Below are 7,542 nucleotides of genomic sequence, written 5' to 3' on the forward strand. Positions count from 1 at the left end.
AAGAGATCATCCGGTATTAGCACTCGTTTCCAAGCGTTATCCCAGTCTGCCAGGCAGGTTACCCACGTGTTACTCACCCGTCCGCCGCTGACATCAATGGAGCAAGCTCCACATCAGTCCGCTCGACTTGCATGTATTAGGCACGCCGCCAGCGTTCGTCCTGAGCCAGGATCAAACTCTCAATTAAAGTTTGATTCAAGGCTCGAATCGATTCTCATCTATCACTCGTTTAGTTTTCAAGGATCAATCAGTGCCGCCGAAGCGACTCAATCAAGATAACATACCAATCACGTACAAGTCAACTGGTAGATTCTCCATCTACCTTCTCAATCATTCACCGCATCTCTCGCGGCGACAAGAGTTATCTTACCACGGCCACGACCCGACTACCAAACCTCGCCTAAACAAACCTGAGCAAAAGACCTACTCACCTCCTAACACCCGTCACACACACATGAATGCGCCATTTCTTGTTCCCCTCCTTCCAAAAAAGCCTGATCCCCATAAGGATCAGGCTTCTTGATTCCTTGTTCGATTGATCTTGATCACATTGCTTTGCGGAATACTCGGGTCATGATAGACCGCATAGGCTTTTTTAAAATGCGCCAAATAACTCTCCCCATGCGACTTAGGAGTCAAGATAATCAACTTCCGCTTCAACTCTTGCTCGTACAAGAGAAGTACCCGCTCCTTACGATGCTCGTCCAAAGCACTATCAAACTCGTCCAGCACGAGGAAACCTGGGGAGGCTTCAATTGTTTGGAGCAAAGCAAGCGCAAACAATAAGGAACTAAGCGACTCCTCGCCCCCCGAGACGCCCTTCCCCACTTTTCCCCCTCGACCCTTTACCCCGACATCTTCGGCTTTCCCACGATGCCCTTTTTTGCGTGCCTTGATGTAGAGATCGTATCGCATCTCCCCATTTCGCCCTGAGTACATGTCCCATTCAACTTGACCTTCAAATCCAAACATCTCCATATAACGGGAAAAACGCTCATGGATTTTATGCAGCCGCAAACGGATCGTTGCTCGGAGGCGTTCTTCCATGTCGTCCATTCGATCTTTCACTTCCGACAAGATCAATATCGACCTTTGAACCTCATCTTTCCCGCGATCGTACTCTGCCTTTACTTTTTCATAATTGTAAGGGGCGGATTCGTCCACTTGCTGCCGATACGCATGCTCCCACTCGATTTTGCTTTCAACCCGAACGCGACTTGCCTCCGCTTCATTCCAGGTTTCTAGGTGATCAAGCGACCACCCCTCTTGTTCCAGTTCAGCAAAAATCGGCTTGATGGGCTCCTCCTCTAACGCTTGAAACTCCTTTCGAAACCGAAACATCGCTTCAATGGCTTGCAGATGCTCCTCCGACCCTTTTTTATGCCGCTTCTGTAGATCCATCTCCTCACGAAGTCGATCTGCTTCCTCTCGCTCCAAATGCCTTACTTCCTTCTTGGCGGTATCCATTGCCCGTTCGCATTGGGCTAACTGGTCAGACAACTCCTCTCGGCAATCTTGCCATACTTTCAGTTGGGCTTGCCCCGCGAGAACTTCAGCTACCAAGCGTTGCAATTCTGCAATTTTCTCACTCTCTTGTGCAAACTCCTGGTACACCGCTTGATACTTCGAGAGAACGTCAAGATCCCTCTGAAGATGAGAGAGGAAGAGTTTTACCTCCCCTTGTCGTTCCCGCATTTTTTTCAAACGTTGATCATGAGTGTCGAAATCCGACCGCTTCTCAGCCAGCGTCCTGCGTTGATGATCACGTTCAGCCGTTTGCGACAAGAAAGCTTCTGCGTCTTTGATTTTAGGAAGAACCCCGCGAAGAGTCGAATCTACTTCATCCAATTTTTCCAAACGATCTTGATGAACCGTACATTTTTGCTCAAGCGATTGCAATTCGTTCGTCAGTTTCTGTAAGCGAATCGTCAAGGCTCTCTCACTCAGAATGTACCCCATCTCTTCCTGAACTCCGCGCCGACCTTTGCTATCAATGAGAATGTTGTCTTCCAAATGCGGGCCATCTACATCTTTCAAAAAACTATTGACCCACCAAAGAGCTTTGGCCGCTGCAGCGTGCCGACGATCATCTAGACCCTCTCTGACTTTCAAATGATACTCGGGTAACTGAATCAGCCAAGTACCCGGCACGATCTCTGGAAGTTCTACATGATACAGATCCGTCGGGGGTCGAAACCCTTTTCCTTGGACAAACAAGGTGTACTTGATCGCATCGAATTTTGCTTCTTGGGTTAGTGAAGAATTCTCATCTAATTCAATTAATTCGCGCAACGGATACACGTCCACCCCCCGCTCACGGAAAAAGCGAATCGACTTCTCCTGACGCGGACTGACAAAGCGATTAGACTGTAAAGTCGCCTGCTCCTCACGCAATTGTACACAGAATTTCTGCCATTGGTGAAGCTCCTCGTTCCATTGCCTTCGATCATGCTCCAACCTCTCAATCTCGACTTGGACGTGGTGACTTCCCTGATATTGACGCAACCAATTCAGCGATTCCTGTTCCTGTCTTCGGTTTTCATCCATCTGATATTCCAAGCGGATGATTTGGCTTCGAAGTTCTCCGATGAACTCCTCCAACTTCCCTAGATCGTGATGCAATTGCTCGGACTCTTGTGCAAGTCGTTTTTGTTCCGCAAATTTTCCCTGCAACTCTTGCTGCACCTCAAGCTCGGTAAGTGGAATCATTTGAATCGATTGCTGAATTTCCTTCATTTGCGATGCAAGTTCTGAATGGCGTTGGTCGTTCGCCTTTTGTTCAGTACGCTTTGCCTCCAAACGTTTTTCCAACGACGTCAAATTCGCTTCTAGCTCCCTATACTCTTCTGAACATTTCGAAACCCGTGCTTGAGCGGCTTTCTTTTGCCGACTGCAGGCGTCCCTTTTCTCCGTCAGCTCCTGTAACGATGCCTTCCAGGATTCTAGTTTCGCTCTCATGGCATCTGCTTGCCCAACGTTTATTTTTTCTAATACCTTCAGCGACATGGCATACTTCTGCAACCCTAGTTTACGACGCTTCTGACGGTCGAGGAATTTATCCAGTCGCGTTTTCCAATCCCCTAGCGCGTGTTTGTGATTTGTTTGGTTTTTCTTGGCTTCCTCCACAGCTTCTTCCGCGTCACGCACACGTTCTCGGCTGCTCTCCCAATCTCGTTGCAAATGATCGATCCCCGTCATCTCACTGAAGGTGCGGAAACGTTCACCTGGATGCATCGTAGCGAACTGATTGACCTCCTGTTGATACCAAATCAAATAAAATGTGTCCGGATCAATCGCGTACTTGCTGAGAATACGCTGGCTGTAGGCACGAAAATTGTACACGCTATCTCCAGAGGTAAATATCGTTTGCGTCTCCCAACGGTCGAATTCATCCCCCTCGGAGATCTGGTAGCGTTTCTTCAACAGATCGTTTGGCTTTTGCTCAAGTTGCAGTGAAAACCGCACATAACGAGGGGCATCAATTCGATGCACCCCCTCATTGAGAAAAATCAAATGGATCGTTGCGTGCCAGACTTGGTCCGCCGGTACATTTTTTGACCGTAAACCTTCCAAGTCGACTTTGCTTGAACCCAGAACGGCTCCCCAACAAAACGAAATGGTCGACTTTCCTGACCCATTGGTCCCAGTGATGAGGATATGATCGAGTTCCCCTGAAACGTCCAGATCCGTTGGGTTATAATCACGAATGCCAGAAAATTGCAGTTTCCATGGAATCATAGGGTCCCATCTCCTTGCAGGTTATAACGTTTAAAAAAGCGAAGCACTTCCTCCTTGTTCAACTGTTGCGACTGGCTGAATTCCGTGTAGCGTTTCAAAAAAGAGTCGGAAAACATCTGGCTGCCGATGACTGTCAAAGAGTATGCGACCTCTTGGCTTGTGGTCTCCAATTTCGAGATCGCCCCAATTTTTATGAGCGGTTCCAGATTGGTCTGAATCTCTGTCCGCGCCTGCATCGATTCATGACCAAAGATCGTAAACAGTTGTGTAAACAGCGTATATTCATTTTGCAAAACATCTTGGTGATAAAAAATGTACATCAGCAGAGACAAACTCTTCGCAGAAAGAACTTCTCTCGCTTGACGTGCAGGCACACGCATGATCACGACAACGCGGTCTCGTCGTTCATCATAGACACATCGGAAGTAGCGACTGATAGCATGGTTTAAGCGATTCAGGAACGAATCGAATGCGTGCGGGTCCTCTGTTCCCAGCAACTTCTCGACTTCTCTTTTGGGGAGACCAAAGTTATTGTTACGAACCGTTGCCGAGGAAGAAAAGAGAATCTGCATAAATGCGTACTCCTCATCACGGGTCAAAACGCTCGCTACTTGCTGCATCGCTGCAAGCGGATTCGAAGGGCTCTCAATTGGTTCGACGAACTCGTTTTCGCCTGTCTTGGTCATCTGACAATTCCCACTCCTTGTTTACGACAGATGGTCTTGCGATCTCGGCCAAGGGATCAGTTGGTTCGATCAGTTGCGCCTTTTCATGCCCGATAAAAGCGGAGAGCGAAGTGAGTGCGTTGATGGCGTCGCCCCATTTCTCCGATCCAGTTTCCAACACCAATTGTTCCAAGCTGCATTCTTGCACCTGTTGTAAATACTGTTCCATTTGCTCCGTGTCAATTTGACTCTTGGTGAGTTGCCAGTTACTCTCTCCCACCAATTCCGCAATCTCTGCTTCGCTGCGCTCGAGCGGAGGTTCAAACGTGAACGCAGGCACTTCCTCTAACGGCTCCAGAATCGGCTGGTACTCCTCCAGAAATTGCACAGTTGCGGCAAGTTGAGCGCCAGGAATCGGAGAGGCGAACTTCACCGGCACCCACAACCCATCCAATCGTTCTCCCTCGATCAGATCTTGCTCCATGAAACTCAGAATCTGGTGTGGATCAGGCAAGTCTGAATGCAGTTGTTGGTGATAGGTCTCTCTCATATATGTACGAAGGGAATCATGTTGTATCGCCTCTCCAACAGGAGTTGTTTGCAGATGGGAGAAGCGGAGGATTTTATGCAAGGTGCCGAGGCTTACCTGCGTACCCTTCAACATGGCACCTGTTCCTTTTTGAATCAAAGGTGTGTAGCGCAGTCCCTCTTCGAACGTACTAAACTGAGCAATTCTTTCATTCAATCGAGCGCTCAAATCTTGCATCATTCCATGAATCACTTCTACTTGTGGCAATGCGTTGCGGTCTGCTAAGTACTCTAACTCACGCTCCTGTAACTTGGACACCGCCTCTTCGATGTTACGGATCATGCTGGCCAACCGATTTCCGCCAGAAATCCCTTTGTCATCATACGCCTCGCTGATCTCGGCATCTCGTCTCGCTTGGAATAGCGAGCGTGTAACTTCATCTTGCATGTAGTAGGCAAGCGAGTCGTTCGCCAAGCGAATTAGCGTATCCATCATCCGTTTGCCGACATCCATCATCGTAATTCGTTTCGGCCCTTTGTAGATCCAGTTGTATTTACCCAAAATGAACACGATTCGCTTGATGTCAACTGTAGGGTCTTGCTCATAGAGATTCCGATAGCGATAAAAAATCGACTTCTCGTCTTCCAGTAGAGAAGTCAATCCTAGAGCTTCTTCATTCAAGATGTGGAGGACTCGGATTATCTGAAAGGTTTTGGATGGGTCCAAAAAGTAATCGGCTTCTCCAAGCTCTCCAATCACCCCTGCCAATTTCGATAAGTCGCGCATGGATTCACGAAGAGCTGGATGTTGCGGTTCTGTAGCAAAGATGGAAATCAGTTTTCCATCCATATTCTCCATTCGTCGGATCCCCCTGCCTGTTCTTCCTGCTCCATTCGTTGCGTGAGGAGATAGGATTGCATATGCTTTTCGTACTCATTCCAAGTGGAGATCACCGTTTTTTTACCTGTTTCCAGTTCTGTGGGGACGATCCATTTGATCTTGCAATGTGTAAATGGGGACAACAACTGCCAGATGGTCTGGCCAATTTGGTAGCCCGCAGGATCAAAATCATGCCAAACGATGATTTCCTTGAGGCTTTGGGATCGAGCAACCAATTGTTCAATTAGTTTACGGTGCCCGCTTCGCACTTGCCCATCGACTCCGATGATGAGACTCTGTGTTTGTTGTAAAAAATCAGACTCCGCAGACATTCGGGTGATGATCGCGCGATTTTCGGTTAACCAAATTGTTCTCGCTGTGGTTTGAAAATGATAGTGGTACACCGCTAGATCTGTCGTTGCATGGACAGAACCGTAGGGATAGTACACGCGATCAGCTGAACCTTTCTTCTGCCCTTCTAGTTCTCCGCTGAAAAAAATAGGCGTGATCGCGCCTAAACTGACTACACCTAAGATGTGTAGAGGACAACCTACTAGTTCTTCTAATTTTTCCAAGAAATCTTTTTTGTACGTATCAAATACTTTTGAACCTCCGATGGCTCGGAAATACGCAGCCCCAATTTCTTTGAAATCAAATGCAGTCCGAGGAAGAAGTTGATAAAATGCGACGAGGAACTCTGCAAAAAGCAAGTTCTTTTTGAATCGCCACTTCCATTCTGGATGGACGGTTAGGGAAGACTCCAGCACCTCTAGTTGTTGCAGATCTGAAACCATATGACATCTGAGCGCGATATCATCAAGGTAGTTCTGGAGCGTAAGAAAAGCTTGGAGTTTCTCTGTTGAAGCTTCACAATGGATCACGGTCTGTTCTTTGGCACGCTCCCAAGAGAGAAGCCAATCTGCCACTTGTTTATGTGCTTCGTTCACCTTGGCACGGTCTCGCGCAAGCAGATGTTCGTAGAGACTTAAACCCATTCGGTAGTAAACAGAATCGACTGTTCGTTCATCGGCTTTGTATCGGGTTTCTTTTATCAACAGCCCTTGGTGAAGATACCCGATGATGTCCCTTTCCTGAGATATATATGGCTGCAACTGTTCTAGATTCTTTTTCACGAGCGGACTATGAAACACCTTCAGAAGTTGATCAGGAACATCCGTTAGTTTCTGATTGGATCCTGCGACCTGTAGCAGTGCAACTCTTCTAAGAAGGCGCGCAGTCTTTCGAATGACTGGAATTTCAAGTTCGAATCCAGTATGATGAATCGCATCATCCTCTAGACATTCGCCACTTTTCAAGATCTCGTTTTGTAGGTAATCGTTCCAACGATCCGAAATCATCCGAACACCTCCGCTTAAAGAATAATCTAAAAAAGACCTGATCATGAGATCAGGTCTTTTAGATGCCTCGCGACGTCCTACTCTCCCAGGACCCTGCGGTCCAAGTACCATCGGCGCTGGAAAGCTTAACTACTGTGTTCGAGATGGGAACAGGTGTGACCTTTCCGCCATCATCACGAGACTGTGACAACTGGAGTAGAGCAACTTTGTGAGTTCAAGACGTTGTATTGCGTAGGATAAGCCCTCGACCTATTAGTACTGGTCAGCTAAATGCCTCGCGGCACGTACACACCCAGCCTATCAACCCAGTCTTCTACTGGGGGTCTTACCACGTTGACCGTGTGGGAAGTCTTATCTTGAGGGGGGCTTCGCG

4 protein-coding genes and 3 rRNA genes are annotated in these 7,542 nt (G+C 47.8%); all 7 read right to left on the reverse strand.

Annotated features, from left to right (window positions below; all coding sequences use genetic code 11):
* Positions 1–187, reverse strand: a 16S ribosomal RNA gene (locus C7459_RS22135); the annotation flags it as partial.
* Between the two features lie 323 nt (positions 188–510).
* On the reverse strand, positions 511–3,738 hold the full coding sequence (locus tag C7459_RS22140; protein ID WP_109691420.1) for a coiled-coil domain-containing protein: 3,228 nt from the start codon (positions 3,736–3,738) through the stop codon (positions 511–513).
* Complete coding sequence (locus C7459_RS22145) at positions 3,735–4,424, reverse strand: hypothetical protein (RefSeq protein WP_109691421.1); 690 nt, start codon at positions 4,422–4,424, stop codon at positions 3,735–3,737. The genes C7459_RS22140 and C7459_RS22145 overlap by 4 nt, the downstream gene beginning before the upstream one ends.
* Positions 4,384–5,790, reverse strand: a complete 1,407-nt coding sequence (locus C7459_RS22150) for a hypothetical protein (protein ID WP_109691422.1) — start codon at positions 5,788–5,790, stop codon at positions 4,384–4,386. Before C7459_RS22150 ends, C7459_RS22145 begins: the two co-directional genes overlap by 41 nt.
* On the reverse strand, positions 5,766–7,169 hold the full coding sequence (locus tag C7459_RS22155) for a toprim domain-containing protein (protein WP_170119615.1): 1,404 nt from the start codon (positions 7,167–7,169) through the stop codon (positions 5,766–5,768). Before C7459_RS22155 ends, C7459_RS22150 begins: the two co-directional genes overlap by 25 nt.
* A 64-nt stretch (positions 7,170–7,233) precedes the next feature.
* Positions 7,234–7,350, reverse strand: a 5S ribosomal RNA gene (rrf, locus tag C7459_RS22160).
* Between the two features lie 51 nt (positions 7,351–7,401).
* Positions 7,402–7,542: ribosomal RNA gene (locus C7459_RS22165) — 23S ribosomal RNA — on the reverse strand; the annotation flags it as partial.

The sequence above is a fragment of the Tumebacillus permanentifrigoris genome (genome assembly GCF_003148565.1).
In the GTDB taxonomy this organism is placed as follows: Bacteria; Bacillota; Bacilli; order Tumebacillales; family Tumebacillaceae; genus Tumebacillus; species Tumebacillus permanentifrigoris.